The sequence below is a fragment of the Hyphococcus flavus genome, assembly GCF_028748065.1.
In the GTDB taxonomy this organism is placed as follows: domain Bacteria; phylum Pseudomonadota; class Alphaproteobacteria; order Caulobacterales; family Parvularculaceae; genus Hyphococcus; species Hyphococcus flavus.
In genome coordinates this window covers 965096-989009 of sequence record NZ_CP118166.1, presented here as the reverse complement: position 1 = coordinate 989009, position 23914 = coordinate 965096, and the positions used below count along the sequence as shown (strand labels likewise).

Sequence of the window (23914 nt, the reverse complement as noted above, 5' to 3'; positions counted from 1 at the left end):
CGGGCTGGAGGAAAAGTTGACGACCGCCAAACCATCATCAGGCGCTTCGCCTAAGATCGAATCAAAAGATCAGCTGACGGCGTATCTTGCCTCCGGCTGCAAGCCGAAATCGGAATGGAAAATCGGCACGGAACACGAAAAATTCGTGTTCTGCCGCACGAACCTGAAACCCATTCCTTACGAAGGCGAAGCGGGCATCCGTTCGATCCTCGAAAAACTGGGGGCCGAAACCGGCTGGGAGATAATCGCTGAGGGCGGTAACCCCATTGGTTTGAAAGGCGAGGGCGCGAGCGTGTCCTTAGAGCCTGGCGGTCAGTTTGAGCTTTCCGGCGCGCCGCTCGACAATGTGCATCAAACCTGCGACGAGGTGCACCGCCATCTCGACGCCGTCAAAAAAGTTTGCGATCCGCTCGGCGTTGCGTTTCTCGGCATGGGCTTTGCGCCCACATGGACGCGCGATGATGCGCCCAAAATGCCAAAGGCGCGTTACGGCGTCATGCGTAACTACATGCCGAAGAAAGGCTCCCTCGGCCTCGACATGATGCACCGGACCTGCACCGTGCAAGTCAATCTCGATTTCGCATCGGAAGCCGATATGGCGGCGAAGTTCAGAACGTCGCTGGCGCTGCAACCGATTGCGACGGCTTTGTTCGCTAATTCCGGCTTGGTCGAGGGAAAGGATTCCGGCTACGCGTCATGGCGTGCGCATATCTGGACCGACACCGATCCAGATCGCACCGGGCTTTTGGATTTCGTTTTCGAAGACGGTTTCGGGTTCGAGCGTTACGCCGACTATATGCTCGATGTGCCCATGTATTTCGTGCGCCGCAATGGCAAGTTCATTGATGCGGCGGGGCAGTCGTTTCGGGATTTCATGAAAGGCGAGTTGCCCGCCGCGCCGGGAGAAATCCCGACTATCGAAGACTGGGAAGATCATCTGTCTACGGCGTTTCCTGAAGTGCGCTTGAAGACATTTTTAGAGATGCGCGGCGCCGATAGCGGGCCATGGGCGCGTATCTGCGCGCTGCCGGCGTTCTGGGTTGGTCTCTTGTATGACGATAACGCCTGCGCCGCCGCGTGGGACCTCGCCAAGGACTGGACAAAGGACGTGCGCGAGGGACTGCGCGACGACGCCGCAAGATTCGGGTTGCAGGCAAAAGCAGGCGGCCGCACGGTGCAGGACATCGCGCTCGATGTGCTCGCAATCTCGCGCGAAGGCCTTAAGCGCCGGGCGCAGCGCGGCAATCTGAAAGAGGATGAAACGACGTATCTCGACCCGTTGGTCAAAATCGCAAAGAGCGGCGTCACCATGGGCGAATACACTGTGTCGCGTTTTCTGAACGACCTCGATGGCGATGCGAAAAAACTGTTTGAAGAGTGCAAGTACTAGACCACCATCTCGACGTCTTCGAAGATTCCTCCGCCGCATGCGCTGCGCTTGCAAAGAAAGACCCGGTGCTTGCGCGTGCGCTCGATGCGATAGGCGAGCCTTACATTCGCCGCCGCCCGGGCGGTTTCGAAGCGCTGTTTCGCATCATCGTCGAACAACAGGTGTCAGTGCAAAGCGCGCAGGCGATCTGGGGCCGTTGCCGTAACGGCATGAAGGTGATGAAACCGCGCGAAGCCCTTCGTCAGGGTGAGGATGGATTGCGAAGTTTCGGTCTTTCCGGCCCAAAAATTCGCTATGTCCTGGCGCTGGCGAACGACATGGAAAGCCGCGCGCTTGACCTCGGAACGCTCTCGAAACTTGATGATTTTGAGGCGTCCGCCGCATTGCAGAAAATCAAGGGAATCGGTCCGTGGACGGCGGCGATTTACCTGTTGTTTTGTGAGGGGCGGGTCGATATCTGGCCGCCGGGCGATGTGGCGCTGCTTGGCGCCTACTGCGCAGGCAGGAAGCGCAGGCCGCATCCCGTAATGAAGCAATTCGATGCGAAAGCATTGAAATGGGCCCCTTATCGCGGCGTCGCGGCGCATATTCTCTGGACGTATTATGCGCATTTGCGCGGCCGGGAGCCGATTTGACGCTGTTGCGAAAATATCGCCTTTTTGTTCAAAATTCTGTCATGGGGAATCAGATATAGAATTTCCTTACAGGTATCGATTAGGATAACACGACAGCAGGGGAGTACCCGCTTTCAGGTTATTGAGTTGGCATCGACGCGGTTTTAGAATTTTGGTCCGGGAGCGCCGGCGATGAGCTTGGCGTTTCGAACTCCTGATGCCTGTCCTGCGCTGGTGTTGAATGCGGACTTCCGGCCTTTAAGCTATTTTCCATTATCGCTCTGGTCGTGGCAGGATGCGCTGAAAGCGGTCTTTCTTGATCGCGTTGATGTGGTCGCGCAATACGACACCAGAGTGCACAGCCCGAAATTCGAAATGCGGTTGCCGTCGGTCGTGTCGTTACGCAGCTATGTCAATCATGCGCGCGCACCGGCGTTCACTCGCTTTAATGTGTTTTTACGCGACAGCTTTGCGTGTCAGTACTGTGGTGTGACGGCGCGTGAATCGTTGACGTTTGATCATGTTGTGCCCCGTTCTCAAGGCGGGCGCACCACATGGGAGAACATTGTCGCCGCCTGTAGCGCATGCAACATCAAAAAAGGCGGGCGCACGCCGCGAGAAGCAAAGATGTTCCCGGCGCGCGAACCCGAACGCCCGACCATGTTCGAGTTGAATGAGCGCGGCCGCGCTTTTCCGCCTCATTACCTGCATGAAAGCTGGCAGGATTTTCTCTACTGGGATTGTGAACTCGAGCCGTAATAGCGGCGTTTTCCTTTTAAATCTCTGATTTGTGCTGTGGCTTCTGGTGGCTTATGATCCCGCTCGTCGGAATCGTTCATCAAGGGGTTTCCAAAATGTCGGAAAAATATCGCGTCCTCGATCATAAAGTTACGATGTCGCGCCGCGCCTTCGCCAAGGCGGCGGCCGCCGGCAGCATTGTCGTGCTGGCGCCGGGCTGCACGACAGTCTCGCAAGCGTTCACACCATCCGCTGATCAGATGGCGCAGCTTGCAGGGTCGGCATGGGCCGATCTTAAGGCGCAGCAGCCGACGACTAATGACCCGAAATATACGTCCCGCGTTCGCCGGGTGATGCCGCGGATCATATCCGCCGCGAATGAAAACCCCGCTGGATGGGAGGTGGAAGTCTTTGCTTCTGACGACCTTAATGCGTTTGCGCTTCCGGGCGGCAAGATCGGCTTTTACACCGGCATTCTCGACATCATGGAAAACGATTCGCAGATCGCCACCGTTATGGGCCATGAAGTCGCCCACGTGAAATTCAACCACGCAGGTCAGCGCTATGGTCGCACCGCTGCGGCGCAGGCGGGGCTGGGCGTGGCGCAGGTGGTGATCGGCGGTGACAGTCAGGCTTCGCAAATGGCGCTCGGCGCTCTCGGCCTTGGTGCCCAGTATGGCGTTATTTTGCCGTTCTCCCGTCAACATGAGCTTGAGGCTGATCGCTATGGTCTCAGGTATATGCACCGGGCGAATTACGACGTGAACGAGGCTGTGCGTTTCTGGGAAGGCATGTCGGCGCAGAAGTCCGGTCAGCCGCCTGAGCTTCTTTCAACTCACCCTAATGATTCAACGCGAATCTCCCAGTTGAAACAGGAAATCGCCGTCTTGAAAGGCGGCGCATAGGTCCTTGCAAAAAGCGTCTTGGGGCGCTTGAAAACCTTTCGCCCCGCGCGTAGGTTCCGCGCCTTCCAAGCCGAAGGGCCGCCTTAGCTCAGTTGGTTAGAGCGCTAGATTGTGGATCTAGAGGTCTCTGGTTCGAACCCAGAAGGCGGTACCATTTTGGGTATTCTGCTTAACCCGCCGGACAGCCCGCGCCCGCCTCAACCCAGGCGGCGGTCAGCGCACCGAAAGTTTCCTGATCGCCAGGCGCCGGGGTTCTTCCTTCGCCCGGATGCCAGGCCCAGTTAACGAGATGATCGCGGCTGTTGTGCTCAACCAGATCTTCAAGCGAGCGTCCGCCGTTTAACTCTTCATTCTGGATTTGCGTACAGATCTCAGCGGCGCTTGATCCTTGCCAGCCCATCGACTCTGGCGGCAGATGCCATGGCGATGCGCCCGGAATTGATCCCTCCATACTGGCGAATTCGACATTTTCCTGTCCGTGACAGGTGATGCATTCCATGCCCGCGGCGCCCATGCCGTCACCGCGAACTACGGGCGGTTCATGCGGATGCATATCATCACCTTGCGTCGGCCCGCCGGATTTCGGGTGGCAATTGGCGCAGCGTGGATGTGAAATGACCTTGTTCATTTCAACAAAGATCGCTGCCGCACGCTCTTCGTCATTTTCTATGTCCGCGAATGCGGCGGGTGTTTTCAGTCCGTTCACTTCCGTGGCGCCTCTGGACGGTGGCGCATCGGTGCTTTCTTTCTTGCCGCACGCGGAAAGCGCGATAGCGCCGGCGGAGATCAGCAATACCGGGAGAAGGCGGTTTGAATAACGCATCTGATCTCTCCTTATGCCTGCAGGTCTTTGATCATGGGCAGCCTACGCGGCGTCTTGCCGGTCAACTTTCTCACGGCGTTCGCAACAGCAGGACCAATAGGCGGAACGCCCGGTTCGCCAACGCCCGTTGGCGGCGCAGTCGATGGAATGATCTCCACCTCTACGTTTGGCATCTCGCTGATTCTGAGTGAGCGGTAATCATGGAAGTTCGATTGCGCGACCGCGCCGCCCTCATCAAGGGTCAGTTCGTTGAACAGGATCGCGCCAAGACCGTAGCCGATGCCGCCTTCCATTTGCGCTTTGACCACTTCCGGGTTGACGGCGACGCCGCAATCGACAGCGCACCAGACATTATGAACGTGCGGCACGCCGTTTTCGATGGAGACTTCTGCGACCTGCGCCACATATGAGCGGAAGGATTCGACTGCAGCGACGCCAAAGGCGCGGCCCTCAGGCGCGGCGCGTCCCCAGCCGGCCATATCAGCTGCCCTTTGTAATACGGCGGCTAGGCGCGCATGTTCTTCACTCATTAGAGCAAGACGTCCCGCTACAGGGTCTTTGCCTGCCTTTTCAAGGAGCTCGTCGATAAAGGTTTCAACGGCGTAACCGGTATGCGTATGGCCGACCGATCGCCACCAAAGAGTTGTCACCGGGTTATTGATGATGTGCGCTGAGGTTTTGAAGTTCGGCACGCTATAGGGAATTGGCGCCGCCCCTTCGACCATTGTTGCGTCTACACCGTTCTGGATCATTCCTTCGAATGGCGAGCCGGCAAGAAACGATTGCGCAGCGATTGTTTGTTCCCAGGCGATGATGTTGCCATCGGCATCCAGTCCGCCGCGCAACTGATGCGCCGTCAACGGGCGATAATAGCCGCCCTGAATGTCATCTTCCCGTGTCCAAACGAGCTTGATCGGAGTTTGTCCGCCAGCGGCCATGAAGGTTGAGGCGAGCTCTACGGCAAAATGAGACGTGGGTTGTGCTCGGCGGCCAAAACTGCCGCCGGAGAGCATCGTGTTGAGTTTCACTTTATCCGGCGTAAGGCCGCAGACTTGCGCAATCGCCATGTGATCGCCTGTCTGGATCTGGCTTCCCATCCAGACTTCAACGCCGCCGTCTTCAGTACGTTCAATAACGCCGTCGAGCGGCTCCATGGGTGCATGGGCGAGATAAGGGAAAACATATTCTGCTTCATGCGTCGTCGCTGCGGAATCAAGTGCGTCGCTCGCTGTGCCCGATTCATTGGCGGTAGCGCCGGCGTTTTTCACGGCGTCGATACGTTCCTGTGCGATAACCTCGGACGAGCGCGTTTCAGCGGCGCTTTCATCCCAGGTAATATCGAGCGCTTTGCGTCCCTTCAGCGCTGCAAATGTGTTGCGGGCGTAAACAGCCACGGCATCGCCGACCTGCTTGACGTCTTCAACGCCGTTTATTCGGAGTGCGGCGGCGGCGTCGAATGATGCAGGCGTCGCGCCGAACTTCTGCGGATGTGCGGCGACAACAGTTTGCATGCCGTCCCGATAGACGTCGAGACTGAAGATAGCGGCGCCGTTTGATTTGTCCCTTGTGTCGAGTTTTGAAACGTTCTTGCCAATATAAATGAATTGATCCGGCGTTTTTAATGTCGGATTTTCTGGCGGCGTTTGAGACGAGGCAGCCTCAGCCAATTCGCCGAATGTCGCAGAACGTCCGCTGCCTGTATGAGAAACAACGCCGTTTGATACGCTGATTGAGTCTGATGAAATGCCCCACCGCGCAGCCGCCGCAGCGATCAACATCGCCTTTGCCGTTGCGCCTGCTTTACGCATTAATTCGTATGACGAGAACATGGCGGTAGAGCCGCCGGTACCCTGAATGGGTCCAAAAGCGGCGTTAGCATAAAGCTGAGCATTTGAGGGGGCGTGTTCAGCTTTGATTTGCGACCAGTCGGCGTCCATCTCGTCAGCAACAAGCGTTGCAAGACCGGTCCACGGTCCTTGGCCAAATTCGATGTGCTTGATCAAGACGGTAACGGTGTTGTCAGGGCTGACCCGAACGAATGCGTTTGGCTCGAAAAGATTTTCTCCAGATTCGCCGCCGCCCAGCACATTTTCTGCGCCGGACTGGGCGCGGGATTTGACCGGCAGAGCGACTGAGATGAGCAGGCCGCTTGCGCCTGCAAGAAACGCGCGGCGAGAAGGGGCGGGGGTGTCGAGTGGAGCCATGATCAACCTCCCAGATTTTCGCCGGCGGCTTTGATCGCCTTGCGAATTCGCACGTAAGTGGCGCAACGGCAGATATTGCCTGCCATGGCGTTATCGATGTCTTCGTCGGTAGGGTTTGAGTTGCGTGTGAGGAGAGCTGCAGCAGACATCACTTGTCCCGATTGGCAGTAGCCGCACTGGGGAGTATCGAATTCCGCCCATGCCGCGCGCACAGCATCGGCTTCGGCTCCTTCGAGACCCTCAACGGTTGTGACGGACTGCCCTTCGATTGACCCCACAGGCGTAACACAGGATCGTCGGGGCAACCCGTTCAGATGAACAGTGCAGGCGCCGCATTGGGCAATGCCGCAGCCGAATTTGGTCCCGGTCAGTCGTAACTCGTCACGCAAAATCCATAATAGCGGCGTATCTGGTTCTGCATCGACGGATCTTTGTTCGCCATTTACGGTGAAGGTCACAGGCATTGCGTAATCTCCCGGCTGCTGCCTGTTTAACTTATGCCTGCGACCTCTCAATAGTGTCTAGGCGACTGGCAGCTTTTCAGCAAAAAGATGCAGAGCTTTGGTGGATTATTTCCAGGCGAATTGATCGCTGTTGATAGTCGTTTTCACTTCGGCCGGTAAACTTGAGTCTTCTTGGGTTGATTGGTGCTTTTCTATGCGCGCAAGCGCAATGGCGACTCCAGCAAAGCACCAGTAAACCATGGGAATTTGAAAGACGCTGCTCGTTGTAAATATAGTTACGAGTATGCCAATCAATGTAGCGAAATAGGCGCGGCAATATAATGCAAGCGTCGGATCATGCCGCCGGGCGGACCGCATGGCTTTTCTGAGCGCAAGCAATGCGCAAGCAAATACGCCCAGAAACAACACAAGACCCACGAAGCCGCTTTTCAACCCCACTTGCAAGTAAGAGTTGACGATGTCGATGATGCCTTGCCCTTGTCGCAGCGCCTGCAATTTAGGATGTTGCAGATATTCCGACGATCCGAATAACGGACTCTCCATCATCACTTCACCCGCTGCATCCAGCAATCTCTGCCGATATGAGATTGTGTCGCCGGCATTATCGCCGATGAACGGGAGGAGGCCGAGAATTTTTTGCCCGTAAGGGGTGGCGAGCGACATGAGGCCTGCGATGAGCGAAACCGATCCCAGTTGCGCCATTCGCAGCGTCGTTTTCGGACTAATCAGAACAAATACAGCAATTGTCACGACAACGCCGACCCATGGCCCGCGTGACAATGACACTAACACGCCCGCCATTAAAAGGGCGAAGCCAGCCGACTTGTAAAGCAGCGAAAATCTTTCATTCATGAAGGCGAGGCCGACGCCTACGCCGGTCATGGCGACATAACCCCACGCGATTGGATCAAAAACCGACGCATATGCCCGCAGCAATCCTTCCCTAATGGTGTATGTGAAAGGCAACTGTCCGAACCAGCCGGTGGTCACGCTTGTATAAAAGTGCCAACTCCTGATGAATTCGGGAATGGAAATGGCGGACAAGATTAAAACCGGCAGCAGATACGCGCCTGACATGATCCGTATGTCGGAAAGCGATTTCGGGTAGCGGCTGAATACATAGTAAAACGGAGCAAGGACGATGAACTCCTCAATCATTGTCCGCAGGATATGCGTAAAGGTCGGGCCGCGCAGGCACAGGACGATTTGCAGAACAAGCCAGAGCAGGAAAAAGAGGTCTGCACCGCCGCCGACGCGCGACAGTTTTTTCATATGTGTTGCTGCGAACATCGCCGGCATTAGAAACAACAACGTGTACGCCGTTTGTGGGGTAACATCGACAAACTTGTTTATCCCTGCGAAGCCGGGAATGGCCGCCCCTATGGCGGGCACTGAAAATAGCAACAAAAAGAAGACGGATGGCTTAACAGGCTCCGCCCAGGAAAGCGCCAGAGCGCCCATCCCGGCAAGCAGAATGAAGAGCCAGTAATTCGGGATGAGGAATACGCAAACTGTTACGGCGATCCAGACATTTCGCCACATATCGTAGCGTTTACCTGAGACCAACTCCGCAAATGGTTTCCGAAAGAAGAATAAGACTGCGGCAGAAACAATAAATACGACAATAAAAGCTTTTAGATGGGACGACATGATTGTTCTGACCTGTTCATCTCATCTCAAGACGGCGCAATTTAACCTTTAAAAGTGTGGCCGCGGGGAGAATCATACACTGCACTTACTGCGCCAATTCAGGCATCCTTGCCGGAAAATATGGATTCTTAAGACCAACTAGCGTAGTTGCGGTGGCAAGTCGAGTTTCGCGCGGACTGGCGCCATTTTGAATGCAATCTGACAGCTTAAAACCCTCTGATCTTAACCCTATACTTCCCTCATTAAGGCGGCGGATTTTTTCGGGCGGCGGCATCGTCATGGGCGGGTTCGGCGCCGGTCAGATTCTGCGCCTCATATCAAATCTCATCTTAACGCGGCTCTTGGCGCCGGAAGCTTTCGGGCTGATGGCGGTTGCTATTTCCATTAACATCTGGGCTGTGATGCTGACGGATATTGGCATCGGCGCAAGTGTCATCAGAAGTCCTAACAGCGAGCAACCTTCATTCTTGCGCACTGCGTGGACGATGAAGATTCTGCGAAATTTCCTGGTGTGGGTAATAATCTGTTTGGCCGCAGTCGGGGTGGGTTTGCTAAGCGCAAACGGCGCCGTTCAGGCGGACAGTATTTTCGCAGACCCAATTTTGCCCTGGATAATGGCCGCCATAGCGATCCAGCTTCCTATCGATGGCTTTTCATCTATTAACCGGTCGTTGGCCGAGCGTAAATTGATGATGACTCGTGTGGTGGGGCTGGAGGTTGCGCGCCAGCTTTTTGTGATGACTGTGACGATCAGCTTTGCATTAATGGGATATGGCGTCTGGGCGCTGGTTTTCGGTATTCTCGCAGGCTCTGTTTTCGCCACAGGTTTATCCCACGTGATTTTCCCTGGTCCGCGTATGTCTATTATGCTTGTTGGAGATCATTTTCGCGAAATTTTTCATTTCGGAAAATGGCTGATCATCGCTTCCTTTTTCGGTTTTATTCTAAATCGCGGCGATCAGTTGCTGTTCGGGTGGATGATGGAGAGTAATGCGTTCAGTTTATACGCTGTTGCGTCTATTTGGGTGTTGGCGGGGACCGCTGTAGTGGAAACTATAATAGGCCGCATATTTTTTCCTGCATTCAGTGAAGTTTTTCGTGAGGCGCCGGAAAGTATAGAAAACCTGTATAGAAAAACCCGGCTGATTGCCGACCTTTTTGTTGTTAGCATCGCCTATGGTGCGTTCTTGTTGGCTGAGCCGGTTTTCTCGTTGATCTATCCGGATAACTATTCCGGTGTTGGCTATTATGTGAAATTGCTTGCGCCCATGTTGCTATTTTTGCCGTACAGGTTGATCAACACGGCCGCCCTCGCGTCGGGAGACAGCAAAGGCTTTACCGCTGTAACGGTCGTGGGCGGGACGGCCTTAATGATTTTCGTACCGTTGGCGGCGACTTATTTAAGCGCGAAAGCCGCTATATTGACGTTTTCCTGTATCGCAGCAGCGTCATTGCCGGTTATTTGGAGGCTGGGCAAAAAGTTCATGAAGCTGGACCTTATCGTGGAGGGCCGGATGATTGTCGCAGCAGTGGTTCTTGTTTTATTGCTGGCCTTAACGCCGCAGAATATGTGATAGGCGCATGAAATCCAGTATGAGGATTGTGTTTGTGCTTGCTGGAGGGGCAATAGCTCCAACAGGCGGTTTTCGTATCATCGCAGGCTATGCAAATGAATTGTGCCGTCGCGGTCATGACGTGACTTTAATTGCGCCGAAACTCGTAGGAGCAAAACCGAAAACTCTTCGCGGTAAAGTCCGTCAAGCATTTTTTCGTTCTCGATTTGTCACGGAGCGTAATGGACCGTTTCTGGAGGAGGCCGAAATTTCGGTTCGCGTTGTTGAGGGAAAGCGCGTTTTGTCGGCAGAAGACTTTCCTGACGCGGATATTGTTATTGCGACTTGGTGGGAGACAGCGGAATGGATAAACAATCTCTCCGATCATTACGCCAAGGTGCACTTTGTTCAAGGTTATGAGGCATTTCCCTACCTGCCCGTCGACCGTGTTCGCGCCGTTTATGAGCTTCCATTCCGAAAAATCGCTGTTTCACAATGGCTCCGTTCAAAATTAATCAATGAGCATGCGTCAACTGGCATTGAAGTCATAGAAAATGCAATTGATTTTGAAGTATTCAGCACGCCTGAAAAAAAGAAACAGGCCCGACCAGCCGTAGGCTTTTTATATTCGGTTGCGGCAATGAAAAATTCGGCTTTGGCAATTGAGGTATGCGGCCGATTAAAAGAGCGATTTGAAGATCTCAGAGTTCTTTCCTTCGGAAGTCATAAGCCGCGTGGTCCGGGGAAAACGCCTTCATGGCTCGAGTTTTCTGAAAACCCATCACCTCAGAAGATTCGTGAAATCTACAACGCCTGTGATGTATGGCTGTTCACCAGTGATGAGGAAGGGTTCGGGCTTCCCATTCTGGAGGCAATGGCCGCTGGCACGCCGGTTGTCGCGACGCGCGCCGGCGCTGCGCCGCAACTGGTTCACGAGGGCAATGGCGTGTTGGTGGATGCGGACGCCGCCACAATTACAAATCAGACAGAAAAGATTTTAAATCTTGGCGCCGATGACTGGGGTAAAATGTCTGAAGAGTGCCTGAAAACCGCACAGCGCCGAAACTGGAAAGACGCAACAGATGATTTCGAGCGCGTGCTCAAAGACACGTTAATACAAACTCAAGCTAAATTGACGAAAAACTAATTAAATCCTTTCAGGAAAATTTTTAAGAAAGTTTCATCTCCTCTCATAGGATTGAATACGCTCATCTGTTGCTGAGTTAAGTCTTTATCAGTGTTCTCGCACTATTAAAGCTTTGATTAACCTTAACGGTTCCCATTGGATTGGCGCCGGTAAACATGTCGATTTATAGGTGTGCGTAATGTTCAGGCTTCAGATCATATTAGTTTCTGGCGCCGCGTTTAGTATCATGCCATCCGCCAGTTTTGCGATGACGCCCGAAGAGCCAAAATTTTACGGTTCATTGTATCCTGACGATGTTTCTCAATCTGAACCGCAAGCCGGAGACTATCCCGTGGCTCCTGCGCGCGCGCCGAGTGCGTCAGGGGTTTTTCCAGAGCTTGAAAGGGCGCTCGGACCAGCCGGATATATTGTCACGACACAGAGCGACCAGACAACATTTGCCGCCCTGATAAGGCGCGCCGTGGGCCGCCACCCGGCGTTTCATGCGCAAGCGTCAAACCTTGAAGAGTCGTCTTCAGCGCGCAAGCGCGCACGATCGGCATTGCTGCCACAGCTATCTGCGCAATTGCGGGGCGATTATTCTATAACGCGCGATTTCGCAGCAAATACCGACAACGTAGTCGAATCGCTTAGGCCGCGCGAGCAATTCACCGCCGGCGTTTCCGCATCGCAGTTGATTTTCGATGGCGGGGCAACCATTCAACGAATTCGCAGCGCCAGGGCGCTGGACCAAGAGTACAAGAACGCCTTATCCACAAGGATCAACGACCTCTCTATCAATGCGTTGACAGCCTATTACGACGTCGCCGCGCATCAGGCGCTGGTTAAGTTGGGTCGTGCTTTCATCAACCGTCACGAAAAAATCCTGGAGGATGTAAAGGAACGAGAACGGCTTGGGGCGGGATCGAAAGCGGATGTGACACGGGCGCGGGCGCGGCTTGCCGCGTCGCGGGCGCGGCTGTCAGAGATTGAAGAAAGCAAGCGCTTCGCCGATATTCGTTACGAGGAATTTTTCGGCGACAGGCCGAAAACGCTCTCCAGACCCGACGTCTCCGCGCCCTTGATGGAAACGCGTAATGAAATGGTTGCGGAGGCTCTTGCCAATAACCCGCAACTTGCTGCCGCTGAAGCGCGAACAGCCGCGAAGCGCGCTGATTTCAAGGCGGCGAAAGGCGCGCGATACCCGGAAGTGCGATTGTCCGTCGATGCGGTAAAATATGATGTGTTTGATACTGGCGACGATTTTGACGTGCGCGCAGGTTTGAACGTCAACTACAATCTGTTTTCGGGCGGCGCCCGCGCGGCTGATATCTCAATCGCAAGATCCCAGGCCAAACGTGAGTCGTTTAATGAATCGCTCGTACGGCAGGAAGTTGCGCGCGATGCGGCCATGGCGTTTGAACGGCTACAGGGCGCCGATGAACGGCTCAGCGCATTGGCCGAGGCTGTGATTGCCCATAATGAAACACGCGATCTTGTGCTTGAGCGATACAAGCTCTCGCGCGGTGATCTCATAGACGTATTGCAAGCGGAGAACGATTATTTTGAAGCCGGCGTTGCGTATTTAACCGCGCTCTCCACCCATGACATGGCTGCCTATGCATTGATGGAACATACAGGCGGGCTGTTGCGCCTGTTTTCGCCGCAGCTTGAGTATGAGAACGCCATAGGCGGGGCGCAGTATGAATAGGCAGGACTTTCTAAAAAGCATCGCCCCCACATCTCATTGGCTATATGGTCCGTTACGCGACAACGCCAAAATCTATGGTCAGACCATACTAGCTGCTGCAATTGTCAATTTGCTGGGACTTGTATCGTCGTTTTTTATCATGACGGTTTATGACCGCGTGCTGCCCAATCGTGCGATTGAGTCGCTGATTGCGCTGACGATTGGCGTCTTGTTGGCCCATATTTTCGACTTCGTTTTGAAATCGCTGCGCGGGTATTTCATCGATATCGCCGGACAGCGCCTTGACGCGACGGTGGGCGCCAGCGTTTTCGACAATCTCACGGCGATGCGGATGGAGGCGCGGCGCGGCGCCACCGGGGCGATCGCGGGATTGGTCAAAGAGTTTGAAAATCTGCGCGACTTTTTCAGTTCCGCAACGCTGGTCGCTATCGTCGACCTGCCTTTTATCTTCCTTTTCATTGCAACGATCGCCCTTGTCGGTGGTCCGCTCGCCATTGTGCCGTTGATCGGTGTGCTGATGGCGATAGCATCTGGCATCATCATTCAACCCTTGATCATGAAGCGCACCCAACAGGCCATGGCCGAGGGGCATCACAAGAACGCCGTGCTGATTGAAACGCTTGGCGGCCTTGAAACGGTGAAGAGCGTTCAGGCAAGCGGCATGATGCGCTCGCGGTGGCGCAATGGCGTCACACGGCAGGCGAAAATTTCTACTATCGGGCGTTTTTTAAATCAGTTTGCTGTTAATATGTCGGGCTTTGCCCAACAGGCGAGCCAGGTTGGCGTTGTCGTCATCGGCGTGTTTCTGGTCAGCGCCAACGAGATCACCACCGGCGCCTTGATCGCCAGCGTCATCTTGACGGGCCGGGCGATGGCGCCGCTAGCCCAGGTTGCATCGCTGTTAAGCCGGGTCAATGGCGCCTGGGCGTCATACAAATCGCTAAACCAATTGATGACTGCGCAATGCGAAACCGACCCATCGCGTGATTATTTGCCGAGGCCAAACCTGCAGGGAAAAATAGAATTTCGCGAAGTGAGCTTTTCCTACCCGGGAGAAACCGCACGCGCGCTTGACGATATTTCCTTTACGATTGAGCCGGGAGAGCGGGTTGCGATTCTGGGCAAGAATGGTTCCGGCAAAAGCACCATAGTGCGCCAGGTCACTGGCGTTTATCAGCCGACTGAAGGGTCTGTTCTTGTTGACGATACGGATATTCGCCAGCTTCGTCCGGCGGATCTGCGCTCAAATATCGGCGCCGTCCTGCAGGATGTTTGTCTTTTTTCCGGCAGCATCAAGGAGAATATCGCGCTTGGGCTTGAGAGCGTCTCTGACGAGGACATTCTGCTTGCGGCGAAAATCTCCGGCGTGCATGAATTTATCGGCGCGTCAGCAGGCGGTTACGATCAGCGGTTAGCTGAGCGGGGAGAGGGCCTTTCCGGCGGTCAGCGCCAGGCGATTGCGCTGGCGCGAGCGCTGGCGCCCAAGCCGTCTATATTGTTGCTGGACGAACCGTCGAGCGCTCTCGATAGCCAGGCGGAGGCAACCTTGATCTCCCGCCTTCAGCAAGCAACACGCGGACGGACATTGCTTGTTGTGACGCACCGAATGTCCATGGTGCGTCTCGTTGACCGGATTATTGTTCTCGATAAGGGGCGCATTATTGTCGATGGTCCGCGCGATACGGTTTTACGCGCCATGTCTTCCGCACGGGATCTGAAAACAAAACGTATTGCAGGGCCGAAGGTCGTGGCGACGAGGGCGGCGTAATGTCTGATAATGGACAACTCGTCTCGGCAGACGAAAATATTGATGACGCGTTGCCCATAGAACCGGCCAAGGCAGCGCAGTACCTTCTTTATGTGGTCACGGGAGTTGTTGTTTTGACCCTTGTCTGGGCGTCAATCGCCAAGCTTGATCGCGTGACGCGCGGGCAAGGCTGGGTCGTTACGTCGAACCAGTTGCAGGAATTGCAATATCTTGAAGGCGGCATCGTCAAGGAAATCCTCGTTTCAGCGGGGGACAAAGTTGCAGCAGGAGAATTACTCGTTCGCCTGGATCCGACGCAGATGAATGTCGCATTTGCGCAAGGACAGGACGAATTCAATGTGCTTGCGGCGCGTATCGCCCGGCTAGAAGCTGAAGCGGCGTTTGAAGCGGTGACGTTCCCGCCGGAGTTGACCGCCGCCGCGGCGAATATCGTTCGAAACGAACGCCAGCTCTATCAGGCGCGCCAGGAAGAACTGGCCGCTTCGCTTGGCGTTGAGCAGAATAAACTCGATCAGCGCCGCAAGGGGCTGGAAGACGCACGCGTATCTCTAGAGACAGCGACTGAGGCGTTCACTCTCGCTGCCGAGGAGCATAGCATTATGCGGCGTCTTGTCGGCAAGGGCATTGAACCGCAAGTTGAATTGCTGCGCGCGCGTCAGCGCGAGGCGGCGGCAAAGGGTGAAGTGCAACGCGCCGAAATCGCCATTGGAAGGCTGGAATTTGAGATCGCGGAAGCGGAAGGCGAGGTGGACCGCATCCGCAAAACATTCATGGCGTCTGCGGCGACAGACCTGACAAAAGCGAAAGCCGAGTTCGAAGAACTGAAGGGTGAGTTGCCAGCCTTGCAGGACAAAGTAACACGAACCGATGTGCGTGCCCCGGTCGCCGGCGTGATCAACCGGGTGCTCGTGTCCACCATTGGCGGCGTTGTCTCGCCCGGTGAAACGATTGTCGAGCTTGTTCCGAGCGAAGACACGCTGCTTGTGGAGGCGAAAATCAAACCGGCCGATATCGGTTTCTTACGTGTCGGGCAGGACGCCAATGTATCGATTACTGCTTATGACTCGTCGCTTTATGGCTCGCTTGATGGCGTCATTGAAACGATCAGCCCCGACGCCATTGAAGAAGAAAAGACCGGCGAGCGCTTTTATAATATCAAGGTGCGCACGAAAGCAGAATCGCTGAACAGCAAGCGGGGCGATCTGAAGATCTTGCCTGGCATGGCGGCGGAAGTAGCGATCCTTAACGGTAAACGCACCGTGCTCGCCTATATCATCAAACCGATGGCGGACATCAATCAAAAGGCGCTGAGGGATAAGTAGGACGGGAGAGCCCTTGTCCGAATAGCCTTGCATTCAGTAAGGTGACGCTGTCGCCAGAACCGGTCAGATTGATGAATAAAAGTTCGCAAAAGCAACAGCAAACGCAAGGCTTCGTACCCGAGGTCTGGTTTCATACGCCAGTCTGGTCTCGAAAGGTCGTCGATTTCGAACGCATCAATGCGCAAATTCTGGCTGTACTGGAAGAACTCGAAGCAGAGACAGAGTCGATCACACGGTCCAATGTTGGCGGCTGGCATTCTCACGATCAGATTCATCAGCGTAATGATATGGCGGAAATTCGAAAAGTGATCGGTACGGCTTGCGTCGGTTGCGCCACGTTCATGGAATTCGATTTCGATAATTTTGATCTCGTGATCAAGGAAATGTGGCTTAACAAAAACGGCAAGGGCGACTTTAACAAAGCGCATATTCATCCGAACGCTATCCTTTCCGGCGCCTATTACGTGAAAACGCCGGAAGGATCAGGGAACATTGAGCTGTATGATCCGGTGCCCGCGCGATTGATGAATGTCTATCCGGTAAAAAAACGCAAACCCATCAACTTGCAGGCGGTGGAATACAAAGCCGAAGCCGGGCAGCTTCTGGTATTTCCCTCCTGGCTCCAGCATTCAGTGCAGCCGAACCGCGCCGAGGATTTCCGTGTGTCGATAAGTTTTAATGTCGGCTTCAAACCAAAGGGTTTGTCAGCGTCGTTACAGAATACGCACAGCAACGGCTCTGCTGCAGGCGATAAACTGGACCTTGTTTCTGAGAGCGATTAGCTCAGGCCCTGCGTCTCTGTCTTATATCGGCATTGCGAGTCATAACTTTGAAGGGAGACCATGTCAGCGCTCTAGCGATTTCGCACGTCTTGGCTTTCCTTGTTAATTGACGTTTCCGTCTAGCAGCGAAAGTTTCACGTAAGTCGCGGTGCGCATCCCTCAACGCGCGGAAATAGGCGGTCCCTTTTCCGATCAATAAAAACCTGAAGGCGAAATAGGTATTGGCAAAATAGTGGAACGGCGCTGTTGCGATCAGCAACGGCAGCGGCATGTTTAGAAAATAGGTCCAAATGCGGTTACGATGCCCGTGGTAAATCGTGAAATCGCTGCTTCGGCCGGTCAGAGCCGATCCTTCATGCCGCACGATGGCGGCGGGAACCTGGATGGACATCCCGCCAGCCAAACGTAGCCGAAAACCGAGATCGACATCTTCGATGTAACAAAAAAATCGCTCGTTAAACCCGCCTAAGGACTTAAATGTGGATTTGCGATAGATGGCGGCGGCTGCGCATGGCGCGAAACATTCTCCTTCTTCGGGCACAAGCTCGGCCCGCCGGCCGTAAAGGCCGCGATAAGGTATGCCAAATGCGTGGAATACATCGCCTGCACCGTCGATGCGCGTCTTGTCAGCATCATCCAGTTGTGTGGAGCCGAACGCTTCGGCTTGCGGGTGTCGTGCAATTGCCGAAATGAGTTCTTTCAGCCAGTCAGGGTCGGCGTAGGCATCGGGATTAAGAAAAGCAAGCCACTCACCCTGCGCCCTATATGACGCAAGGTTGTTCGCGGCAGCGAAGCCGATGTTGCCCTCAGCCTTGATCAAGGTGATCGCGCCGTCAGTTTGGGTAAAATCCGCCGAGCCGTCGGCTGACGCGTTATCAACGACAAGAATTTCGAAATCACTGAATGTTTGCGCGCGCAAGTGCGCAACACACTTTTCCAGCCGCGGACCGGAATTGTAGTTTACAATAATAACAGAGACTTTGGGGTGCATTTAGGTTCCCCTTTACCGGCATGGCGCCGCCAGCCGAAGAAGTTTGCTTGCATCGTTACGAAGCTTTTATAGAGGCTTCGCCTAGGCTTTGTAGCGGAATTTCGTTATTTATTCGGCACAGGTGCAGACAAGCCCAAGTAAGATGAAGATGCCAGGTGAAGATGTGAAGATGGTTTCCGGCAGTGCAAGCAAGGATACGGAAATTTATAAGCTGAAATCGGCTTTGAAAGCTTCGGAGGAGCGTATCGAGGCGCTTTTGACGGAGCGGGATCAGGCCATATCAGCGCTTTCAGCGACCCAAAATTCCTTTCCTTTTAAGCTCGGCGCAGTCCTGACTTACCCATTGCGCCTTATCCGGTCTCGTGACGCACGCCTGTTGGGCAGTAAAGTTGAGCCCCCAGCGCCGCGGAATAAACACGCAGGCGTTCCGACACGTGAGTACCGGTCATGGGTCGAAGCAGGTTGCCCGAATAATGCGAAGCAACGCCGTCGAAGCAAGCCGACGATGCCGGACAATTCGGAAGACCCGTTTTTGCAACCGCCTTCATCGACTTTGGCGGACCCATCTTCTCATGAATTTTACAAGCAAAACGGTTTCGCGGTGTTTCGTGGGTTATATGATCCTCAGTATTGCAAGGCGGCAGCGGCGAAGTTCAAGAAAGATTTGGTGACCGGCGATTATCTTGCCGACCCGCACACAACTCTTAATGTGGCGGAAGCCTATACGCCTAGCCGGGAGATACTCTTTGACCAGCAAGTGCTAGAGGTAATGCGAAAATGCATTGGCGACGACATCAAATTTCTGCAGTGGTCGACCTATCAGCTTAATCACATGTCTTTTCCCTGGCACAGGGATGCGGCGTACCGTTCCTTTGGCAAGGGGCATGATTGGGATGAGTCTGTGAATCCTTACCTTGTTGCAAAAATTATTGTTTATCTTGAGTGCTCCGATTTTGCGCTCGGCGTTCACGCTGGCTCGCATGGAATGGATGTTGACCGGAAAGCTATACCCGCAGACCGCAAGGAGCATCACGAAATAAAGTTACATCATAGAAGCGCGCCTGCCGATTTGAAAGGCACTCCCTGTCTGGCGCATGCATCAGCTGGTGATGCGATCGTGTTTGACCAGCGGTTAATTCATTGTGGCCGCTTGCTTGATGATAAAGACGACAGTTTCACGAGGCTTATCAGTTCGGATAAGTCGTTCGTTTCATTCATTTTCGGCGCAGATAATCCCCACTCATATCGTTACTACTCTTATTTCGCCAAGGAACGGGATTTTGGCATCGCCCCCATGGGGGATGAGCTGGTTGCGCAGCTAAAATCGGCGGGGCTCTATCTCTCGATTGGTCAGGAAAATTATTTCGATGCGCATCCCGAACAGCGTGAACATCTTTGGCTGCCGGAAAGGGAAACGGACTAGACCGCTTACTTGCCTGCGCCGAGGATATTCAAAGTTTTGGCTTTTAGGGTCCTGGCCCACTTTAAAACCCTGTGTCTTAGGGCGTTGTGATGCGCTGAACGTTGCTTCTTGGGTGCTCCAGTCGAAATCATAGAGACGCTGCTCAGAGGTGCGTTTTCCATGAGGGGAGAGTTTGGCAGAAACTCTTTCAGAGGCGATACGCGCGACGCATTGTAGATACGCGTGTTTGGAAACTGGCTGCGAATGGTTTCAAGAAAAATCAGATCCCGTTCATGACCATGGGCGCCGCGTTCGTATGAAGGCGCATAATGCTTCTCATCGACTTTCGCTTTCATGCGTTCCGGATAGTCATATGCATAACGGCGCGTTTTGTCTGAATACATATCGACGCCGATCAGGTGAATTTCCTCGAATCCCATGACAGCGCCCGTTGCAAGTGTCTGGAACGCCTGTGTCGGCAGGGGGCGGCCCATCATTTCGCGACCCAGAACCGGATTTAGCCCGATCACCGCCCAGTGATCAGAGGCTGGCTGGAAGAGTTTTTGATACTCGCGGACTTTCTTCGGGTTTTTGTCCTCTCTCCGTAACAGTAATGGAGAGAAAAACGAGTCGATTTCATAATTCTCGACTTCAATAGCGCGTTGAAGTTCATCATACAGAACATCGTTACCATTGCTCCAGAAGTAAGCGTCGATTTTTTTGCTGAACCGCGCCTGTTCTTCAATAAAGAACGTATTCATTCTGAAAATAACGCCATTTCCCACGACCTGCGCCGGGTCGATTTCAAGGCTCGTCGGGCCTGGGCAAATAATAAAGAGCGGTTCTTTGCGGCGTGCATGAAGCCTTGCCGTGACAGGGTCTGCGCCGATGCTGAAATGACCATAGAGCTTGCTTGGATAAACGGCTGGCGCCGTGAGGCGGCGTGTTGCTGAATTTTCAGTCTGGCTTGTCATGGCCTGTGCCGAAGCTCCCGGCGATTTAATGGGTTACTCAGATCACAAGATCAGGCGCGCCGGCAGCAGAGGCGCGGATCAGCAAGCTGTAACGAACAAGCTCGGACTGGTTGACGCCGCTCCGGTGAAAGAGCTGGAACTTGAACAGCCCGACATCACCGCGATCGGTTTCAAGCCAATCCGTTTCGAAATCGTTCAGCCGAGGGTCTGAGACTTCAACCCGGCGGTGGCGCTTGTTTTCAGGATCTTTGAAATAAACCGCGTGTTCAACTTCGTTTAGAAGATGCGAGCCGGGTTTTACTTCAACAGCGCCGCCTTCCTTAGGGCAATCGAACAATGTCATGTGAAATACAAGCGATGTAGTCGCTGATGCTTGTGTTTTATAATAACCGGATTCCTGATGCCAGGGCAGAGCGAATTTATCATGTTCTTCGCCAAAGGTTGTCGGCAGATCGGCGCGGAAATTCGGATAAGAAAAAAGTACGCCTGTTTCTTTCGCGCCTGGAATTGCCTCGGCAGTGATCTCGGTCATCGCCGGCGAATAAATCACCGACATGAGTTCTGAAGAGATTTTCGCCGTATCGACGACCCGGCGCATGGCCTCGGCTGAGGCATTGCGGAGTTCAATCAGACCTTGATGGCAAAGGTCATATGAGGAGAGCGATGAAAGTTTTTCCCTCAGTTTCGGGTCGTGGCGTTCCGCTTCCTGAAGCACCAGGGCGGCGACACGATCCTGAAATCGCGCTAAACACTCCTCATCAAGTACATTCTTGGCGACGGTAAAGCCTTTTTCATCTAGCGCGGTCTTATCAAACATGAATCACTCTACTCTCGCGTATGCCGCCATTGTTGAGATGGGAAGACGCTCAAGGCGTAAATTGGGTATGCCCACAGTTTGCATCATGGCGATGGTCTCGCCGGGATAATCTTTGTGATTGGGCTCGTCAAAGATAATGACGCCACCCTTCGGTATGCGCTCCATCAACAGATTGATGGTGTTCTTTGTCGGCTCGAACAAATCGACGTCAAGATGCAGCATGCCGACGATAAGGGACGGGTTGCTTTCGATAAATTCCGGCAAGGTTTTGGACATATCACCTTTGACCAGTTCCACCTTGGGAATGTGCCCGATCGGGCGATTGCCGTCATAGAGTTCAATGGCTCGCTGCAACAGGTCATGGGTCTCGAATTTGAGCCCGCCTTTTTTCAGATGCGCCGCGCCGCTGGAGAGATCTTCGGGCGAAGGCTCTGTGAAGCCCTCGAACGTATCAAAGCCGATGATCCTACGGGTGTAGTGGTACCCCTCAAAAATGGCGCAAAAGTGAGCCATCGCCATCAGGAAAAAGCCGCTGGCGACCCCGCATTCGATGATGCACCCAGGGGTTGTGCGGATCAGGTTGTAAAATTCGTAAGCTTCAATGAAGCGCGTGATTTCCTGCCGGGTCGCGAAGACAGGGAAATTTGCGGCTTGATCTCGCGGGCGCCAGTCATTCTCGTTGGCGAAATCAGCCATCTGCTGATACCAGCCTAATTGGCTCTCAGTGTTCCGGTTTTTCTCGAGATTTCCGTAAAAAACGCCACCGGAAGAGCTGTCTTTTTTATCAGCCATGGCAATGTCTCACTCTCAAAATTAGGTCTTGCCCGCTTATGGACAGTTGCCGTTTCAGGGTCAATCGCGCCATCCGACCAAGGCGCCGCAGGCCGGACTATCCAACTGCCGAGGCCTTCGTTATACCGCTGACGAAATAGAGCAATTTGGAATGGAAACGACTATGCGGGCCCTCGGCCGGCGGGTCGCTGAGAGACAGGCAGGCTCATGAGTTTCAAGCCCGATTACGACAATCCCTTCGAACACGAGAACCATTTTTATCTGACTGCAGACCCTACCCGCATGGCGAAGATGCTCGCCCATGTGGATCTTTATAAACGCTCGATCGGCCTTGCCGGTGCGGTTGTGGAATGCGGCGTTTTCAAGGGCGCTTCGCTTATGCGTTTTGCGACGCTGCGCCGGTTGTTCGAAACAGAGACGGCAAGGAAGATCATCGGGTTCGATATTTTCGGCCAGTTTCCTGATACGGCTTATGAGGCAGATAAGAAAAAGCTCAAGGACTTCTGGGAGCAGGCAGGGCGCGAGTCGATAAGCCGCGAGGAGTTAACGGCCGCGCTGGAGCGCCACGGCTTGGACGGGAATGTAGAACTTGTGGCCGGGGACGTGCTTGAAACTATTCCCGCCTACATCAAAGCGCATCCGGAACTAAAGATTTCATTCTTGAATCTGGACACGGACGTCTACGAACCCGCGAAATGCATCATGGAGCATTTGTATGATCGGGTCGTGCCGGGAGGCGTTATTCTCCTGGATGACTACGCCGTCTGGGCGGGTGAGACGAACGCCGTGGACGAATTTCTGGCTGATCGTGGCGTCCGAATTGAAAAGCCGTCCTTTGCCGCGACTCCCTGCTACATTATCAAAGAGTAAGGCGAGGATCGGCGGTTCAGGCTGGGACGCGATCTGTGTTTGACCCTATTTGGGGGATGCAGTACCCCCACCCTACGTCAGCGTCGGCCTTGCCGCTAAGCGGCAACAACAGTGTTGGAGGAATAGTATGGATGCTCCCAAAGTCGTTGCGGAGATTGGATGCAACCATAAGGGCGATTTAGATGTCGCCAAGAAAATGGTCGTCGTTGCGGCAAGTTTTTGCGAGGCGGATGCTGTAAAGTTCCAGAAACGCAACAATCGGGAGCTGTTGCCGGAAGACCAGTACAACGCCCCTCATCCTAATCCGATAAATTCCTACGGCCCCACATATGGAGAGCATCGTGAATACCTTGAATTCAATTTAGACCAGCATCGGGAACTAAAAGCCTTCTGCGAAGAGCAGGACGTGATTTACTCAACTTCCGTCTGGGATGTAACGTCTGCAAAGGAAATAGCATCCCTTGAGCCTGATTTTATCAAGGTACCCTCTGCCTCGAACCTGCATTTTGAGATGATGAAAGTGCTGCGCGATGATTATGGCGGTAAAGTGCAGTTGTCTCTCGGCATGACGACGCAAGCGGAAGAAGACAAGATTATTGCGTTCTATGAGGAAAATGGACGCGCCAAGGACTTGCTCATTTACGCTTGCACATCCGGATATCCCGTTCCGATCGAGGATGTAGCGTTGTTGGAAATTACCCGTCTGCAAGAGAAATTCGGGGGCGTTGTCGATGGAGTTGGGTTTTCGGGCCATCATTTGGGAATTGCCGTCGATATTGCGGCGACAACGCTTGGGGCCAAGTGGATCGAGCGTCATTTCACGCTTGATCGCACCTGGAAGGGCACTGATCATGCGGCCTCGCTTGAGCCTGACGGTTTACGGCGCTTGTGTCGTGATGCGCGCGCCGTAGCGGGAGCGTTAACTTACAAGAAAGAAGAAGTGCTGCCGATTGAGCAGGTCCAGCGCGACAAATTGAAATGGCGCGCAGACTAGGATTGCGATCTGTGAAAGGTCGAG

Annotated in this window: 21 protein-coding genes and 1 tRNA gene; 14 read left to right on the top strand and 8 right to left on the bottom strand. The window is 54.0% G+C overall.

Annotation, left to right across the window (positions count from 1 at the left end; genetic code table 11):
• Positions 1–16: 16 nt before the first annotated feature.
• From PUV54_RS04765 to PUV54_RS04745, 5 genes are all read left to right on the top strand, one after another.
• Positions 17–1390: a glutamate--cysteine ligase gene (locus PUV54_RS04765; protein ID WP_274494431.1), complete on the top strand. Its 1374-nt coding sequence runs from the start codon at positions 17–19 to the stop codon at positions 1388–1390.
• A complete protein-coding gene (locus PUV54_RS04760; protein ID WP_274494430.1) occupies positions 1378–2025 on the top strand; it encodes a DNA-3-methyladenine glycosylase family protein in 648 nt (215 codons plus the stop codon). Before PUV54_RS04765 ends, PUV54_RS04760 begins: the two co-directional genes overlap by 13 nt.
• Before the next feature lie 171 nt (positions 2026–2196).
• Positions 2197–2763: an HNH endonuclease gene (locus PUV54_RS04755; RefSeq protein WP_274494429.1), complete on the top strand. Its 567-nt coding sequence runs from the start codon at positions 2197–2199 to the stop codon at positions 2761–2763.
• Between the two features lie 95 nt (positions 2764–2858).
• The gene (locus PUV54_RS04750) at positions 2859–3647 is read left to right on the top strand and encodes a M48 family metallopeptidase (protein WP_274494428.1); all 789 of its coding nucleotides are present in this window, start codon (positions 2859–2861) and stop codon (positions 3645–3647) included.
• A 77-nt stretch (positions 3648–3724) separates the two neighbouring features.
• A tRNA-His gene (locus tag PUV54_RS04745) sits at positions 3725–3801 on the top strand.
• A gap of 15 nt (positions 3802–3816) precedes the next feature.
• Here PUV54_RS04745 and PUV54_RS04740 read toward each other — a convergent pair.
• The 4 genes from PUV54_RS04740 to PUV54_RS04725 all read right to left on the bottom strand — a co-directional run bounded on the left by PUV54_RS04740 (position 3817) and on the right by PUV54_RS04725 (position 8788).
• Complete coding sequence (locus tag PUV54_RS04740; protein WP_274494427.1) at positions 3817–4470, bottom strand: hypothetical protein; 654 nt, start codon at positions 4468–4470, stop codon at positions 3817–3819.
• An 11-nt stretch (positions 4471–4481) separates the two neighbouring features.
• Positions 4482–6674, bottom strand: a complete 2193-nt coding sequence (locus tag PUV54_RS04735) for a xanthine dehydrogenase family protein molybdopterin-binding subunit (RefSeq protein ID WP_274494426.1) — start codon at positions 6672–6674, stop codon at positions 4482–4484.
• Between the two features lie 2 nt (positions 6675–6676).
• Entirely contained in the window at positions 6677–7138 is a 462-nt protein-coding gene (locus PUV54_RS04730) for a (2Fe-2S)-binding protein (protein WP_274494425.1), read from the bottom strand.
• Positions 7139–7243: 105 nt separating this feature from the next.
• Entirely contained in the window at positions 7244–8788 is a 1545-nt protein-coding gene (locus PUV54_RS04725; protein ID WP_274494423.1) for an O-antigen ligase family protein, read from the bottom strand.
• Positions 8789–8979: 191 nt separating this feature from the next.
• On the opposite strand from PUV54_RS04725, the gene PUV54_RS04720 reads away from it, so the two are divergent.
• From PUV54_RS04720 to PUV54_RS04695, 6 genes are all read left to right on the top strand, one after another.
• The gene (locus PUV54_RS04720) at positions 8980–10362 is read left to right on the top strand and encodes an oligosaccharide flippase family protein (protein ID WP_274494422.1); all 1383 of its coding nucleotides are present in this window, start codon (positions 8980–8982) and stop codon (positions 10360–10362) included.
• A 19-nt stretch (positions 10363–10381) separates the two neighbouring features.
• Entirely contained in the window at positions 10382–11488 is a 1107-nt protein-coding gene (locus PUV54_RS04715; protein ID WP_274494421.1) for a glycosyltransferase family 4 protein, read from the top strand.
• 178 nt (positions 11489–11666) lie between these two features.
• Positions 11667–13178, top strand: a complete 1512-nt coding sequence (locus tag PUV54_RS04710) for a TolC family protein (RefSeq protein ID WP_274494419.1) — start codon at positions 11667–11669, stop codon at positions 13176–13178.
• On the top strand, positions 13171–14946 hold the full coding sequence (locus PUV54_RS04705; RefSeq protein WP_274494418.1) for a type I secretion system permease/ATPase: 1776 nt from the start codon (positions 13171–13173) through the stop codon (positions 14944–14946). Before PUV54_RS04710 ends, PUV54_RS04705 begins: the two co-directional genes overlap by 8 nt.
• Positions 14946–16268 (top strand): HlyD family type I secretion periplasmic adaptor subunit, encoded by a 1323-nt coding sequence (locus PUV54_RS04700; protein ID WP_274494417.1) that lies wholly within the window; start codon positions 14946–14948, stop codon positions 16266–16268. The genes PUV54_RS04705 and PUV54_RS04700 overlap by 1 nt, the downstream gene beginning before the upstream one ends.
• Positions 16269–16339: 71 nt before the next feature.
• Positions 16340–17050, top strand: coding sequence for a TIGR02466 family protein (locus PUV54_RS04695; protein ID WP_274494416.1), 711 nt, complete (start codon positions 16340–16342; stop codon positions 17048–17050).
• 1 nt (position 17051) lies between these two features.
• Here the strand turns inward: PUV54_RS04695 and PUV54_RS04690 are convergent, their stop codons facing one another.
• A complete protein-coding gene (locus PUV54_RS04690) occupies positions 17052–18041 on the bottom strand; it encodes a glycosyltransferase family 2 protein (RefSeq protein WP_274494415.1) in 990 nt (329 codons plus the stop codon).
• Between the two features lie 142 nt (positions 18042–18183).
• Here PUV54_RS04690 and PUV54_RS04685 point away from each other — a divergent pair, with 142 nt between their 5' ends.
• Positions 18184–19464: a phytanoyl-CoA dioxygenase family protein gene (locus PUV54_RS04685; RefSeq protein ID WP_274494414.1), complete on the top strand. Its 1281-nt coding sequence runs from the start codon at positions 18184–18186 to the stop codon at positions 19462–19464.
• A gap of 5 nt (positions 19465–19469) precedes the next feature.
• Here the strand turns inward: PUV54_RS04685 and PUV54_RS04680 are convergent, their stop codons facing one another.
• Genes PUV54_RS04680 through PUV54_RS04670 form a run of 3 tightly spaced genes read right to left on the bottom strand, consistent with a single transcriptional unit; the run spans position 19470 to position 22026 of the window.
• Entirely contained in the window at positions 19470–20417 is a 948-nt protein-coding gene (locus tag PUV54_RS04680) for an alpha-2,3-sialyltransferase (RefSeq protein ID WP_274494413.1), read from the bottom strand.
• A gap of 37 nt (positions 20418–20454) precedes the next feature.
• Entirely contained in the window at positions 20455–21234 is a 780-nt protein-coding gene (locus tag PUV54_RS04675) for a phytanoyl-CoA dioxygenase family protein (RefSeq protein WP_274494412.1), read from the bottom strand.
• A gap of 3 nt (positions 21235–21237) precedes the next feature.
• Positions 21238–22026: a TylF/MycF/NovP-related O-methyltransferase gene (locus tag PUV54_RS04670; protein WP_274494411.1), complete on the bottom strand. Its 789-nt coding sequence runs from the start codon at positions 22024–22026 to the stop codon at positions 21238–21240.
• A gap of 207 nt (positions 22027–22233) precedes the next feature.
• On the opposite strand from PUV54_RS04670, the gene PUV54_RS04665 reads away from it, so the two are divergent.
• Together PUV54_RS04665 and PUV54_RS04660 are read left to right on the top strand one after the other, a co-directional pair.
• Positions 22234–22896 (top strand): TylF/MycF/NovP-related O-methyltransferase, encoded by a 663-nt coding sequence (locus PUV54_RS04665; protein ID WP_274494410.1) that lies wholly within the window; start codon positions 22234–22236, stop codon positions 22894–22896.
• Between the two features lie 127 nt (positions 22897–23023).
• On the top strand, positions 23024–23890 hold the full coding sequence (locus PUV54_RS04660; RefSeq protein WP_274494409.1) for an N-acetylneuraminate synthase family protein: 867 nt from the start codon (positions 23024–23026) through the stop codon (positions 23888–23890).
• Positions 23891–23914: the final 24 nt, after the last annotated feature.